The sequence below is a fragment of the Vibrio sp. genome (assembly GCF_984391705.1).
Genome location: NZ_CFHWOM010000126.1, coordinates 1 through 3,093 on the forward strand (window position 1 = coordinate 1; position 3,093 = coordinate 3,093).

General features: G+C 43.3%; 3 protein-coding genes. All 3 read left to right on the forward strand.

From position 1 onward, the window contains the following. The coding region (locus AC4MRV_RS21775) for a membrane dipeptidase (protein ID WP_491189363.1) at positions 1-558 on the forward strand (558 nt) is incomplete at its 5' end. Between the two features lie 173 nt (positions 559-731). Then, positions 732-1,595, forward strand: coding sequence for a helix-turn-helix transcriptional regulator (locus AC4MRV_RS21780; RefSeq protein WP_491189364.1), 864 nt, complete (start codon positions 732-734; stop codon positions 1,593-1,595). Positions 1,596-1,689: 94 nt separating this feature from the next. After that, positions 1,690-2,916 (forward strand): dipeptidase, encoded by a 1,227-nt coding sequence (locus AC4MRV_RS21785; RefSeq protein ID WP_491189365.1) that lies wholly within the window; start codon positions 1,690-1,692, stop codon positions 2,914-2,916. Positions 2,917-3,093: the final 177 nt, after the last annotated feature.

The following is a 3,093-nucleotide window of genomic DNA, read 5'->3' on the forward strand; positions in this document are numbered from 1 at the left end:
GTGCCAGTCATATATTCCCATTCACCAGTCGCTTCTACTTATGGTTGCCAACCCCATGAAACGCTAACAGAAACTGAACAGCGCATGGCGAAGAAGAATCTGAAAAAAGGCGATCCCGATTTCCGTCTAGCCGCTTGCTACCGATTACTTTCCGACGAACAAGCGAAAACGGTGGCTGATATGGGTGGCGTTGTCGCTGTGACTGCGACTGAGTGGATGATGGATGGTATTTGGCCTGAAGATATCACCCCTAAGCAGTTTGCAGAGATGATTGATGGTGCCGTCAAAGTAGCTGGTGTTGATCACGTGGGTATCGCTACTGACGACATGATGACAATCGCCAAAGTTGTTCCTTTTACGATGGCTAATGCAGATAAATATGCTGACAACGGTTATATGGTGGATGCCTTTAATCGCGGTTCAACCGGATGTGCTGAATTGTCGAAACACATGGCTGGTGTTGTCGATAGTCTTTGGGAGATGGGTTACTCAAACGACGATTTAGCCAAGTTATTCGGCGGCAACCTAATGCGTGTTTACGCGCAGACTTGGAAATAGAATCACGCATACTCTAACATTTTGAACCATGCCCGCACCCTAAAACGGTGTGGGCGTTTTTATTACTAACTCGATAACGAGGAGAGCTGTCGTTGATTGCTCTGATCCACAAATACGCGCCTATAACTTTCATTGAACACTTAAGTCATCAAGTGAAAGACATTTGGTCATTGGTGAGCAATGCTCGTGTACCTATTTATTTAGAAACAAGCTCTGCGCAATTTATATCCTTTTCGGCATTCATAACGTTGCTTGAACTGACTAAACGCCAGGTACCTGAATCCGAATTCATTTCGCTTGTTCGGGCATCTTCTAAAGCGTTTGTCGACAAAATTTCATCTGATACTAATAATGAAAAATCAATGAGTGGGCTCTGCAGTTATATTCCTGTTAACGCGCTCATTATTGATGAAAGGGCCAACGAACACTCACTTAAATTAGAACTTCAATCTCATAGCCAGTCGTTGTTTTTAGGAGAGCTCTATCTGCTAAGCGTTGTACACTGCTACTATCAATCACTCGCTTCAAATGTAAATGATCCCATCAAATATCACTTACAACATCCAGACGCGAGCGATCTTGCGCTGTTAAAGATCAACCACCAAACGCCACAGTTCTTGGGGCAAGGTAGCACCGCGCTGTTCTATAAAGAACCAATTCAATCTGAACTTTCTTCTCAGTGTGATTATCCAGTTAGGTTTCAAAGCCCAGACCTGAGTTGCACTCAACAGATCACTGCCATACTCGAAGGCTACATAGGTAGAGAAGACATTTCGATAGAACAATTAAGCCAGATTATTGATGTCAATGCGCGTACGATTCAACGACGCTTAAAAAGTGAAGGAAATACATTTAGGAAAATTAAAGAGTCCTTAAACATCGCGTTTGCAAAGCGTGTAATGGTTCAAAGAAAAGCTTCTATATCCGATGTCGCGGAACACTTGGGCTATTCCGACACTTCACAATTTATTCGAGCATTCAGAAAAGCTGAAAATACAACACCACTACAATGGCTCAAGAAACACCAGAAACCGTAAATCTCTCGACTATTACCGACTGTCGTAAACTGCACATTTTTGCCTAAGCGAACAATTATATTTGCACTCGTAAACTAAATACGAGGGTAAACACATGAAAAAGCTTCTTATCGCTACGCTAATCTCTGCAGCCACTTTCGGCGCTCAAGCCTCTATTGAATCCAAAGACTGGCACGATACTGCGACACCAGCTGGTGCGGAGTTTGTGCAAGACACGATTGTTTTAGATTTCTTTGCGTCTCCCGCAGAGATGGGGTGGACATCAGAAGCGATGCTTGCCGACTATATCGATCTTGCCCATGAACGTGGGATTACAGGCTCAAGTATTACTATTGGCATGGGAGCTCATAATACTTGGGATAAATTCGTCACAGATTATAACAAGTACGACCAAGCCATTCGTCAATCTGAAACCGAGCTGATCTTCGTACATAAAGTTGAAGACTATGAAAGAGCACACAGTGAAGGCAAATATGCCGTGCAATGGAACAACCAATCTACAGCGATGTTAGAAGGCGATTTAAGCAGGGTCGAGACCATGGCTGATATGGGAATTAAAACCATGCAGTTAGTCTATAACGGCTCCAATGATGCAGCATCGGGCGTGATTGATATGATGAATGGCAAAGATGGTGGTTTAACAGAGTTTGGTAAAAAGGTTATCGATGAGATGGTTGAACACGGTATCACCGTTGATTTGTCCCACAACTCTGAGAAAACCATCAAAGACATACTAGATTACATGGAAGTAAAACACCCTGGCGTACCTATGATTGTGTCTCACTCTCCCGTAGCTTCTACCTATGATTGTCAGCCATACGAAACCATTCAAGAAACTGAAAGTCGTATGCAACAACTGGGGCTTAAAGATGGTGACAAAGACTATCGCCTGTCTGGTTGTTATCGCCTGATCGACGCACCAGATGCAAAACGCATTGCTGATAATGGCGGTGTGATTTCTGTGACTTTCACTGAATGGATGATGGATGGTATCTGGCCAGAGGATATTACGCCTCGTCAAGCTGCAGAAATGATCGATGGTGCCGTTCAAGAAGTAGGAATCGACCATGTGGGTATTGCCTCTGATGACATGCAAACCGTTGCGGGTGTCGTGGGTTTTGCGAAGAAACACTCCGATCTGTATGCAGATAATGGCTATATGCTGAATGCGTTCGACCAAGGTGCAACCGGTTGTGGTGAAATGTCGAAGATCATGGCTCCTGTCGTCGATGAACTAAAAGCAATGGGCTACTCTGACGAAGACATGGCGAAAGTGTTTGGTGGCAACTTGATGCGAGTTTACAGCCAAACATGGAAGTAACTTTTTGCGAAGGAATGATTCAATTCAATAAATTGTTTTGGGCGACTTAGGTTGCCCAAAATATTCTTTCCCCAAAAAATCTCACCCGTTTCTACTACTACTTAATTAAACAAAGAGTTTATGATTCTTATCGACTTATCAATCCTTTGCTATCACACTAAGAAAGGTATTAATCAA

Coding starts and splice junctions, on each gene's coding strand:
- AC4MRV_RS21785 (WP_491189365.1), top strand. CDS start 1,690: ATGAAAAAGCTTCTTATCGCTACGCTAATCTCTGCAGCCACTTTCGGC.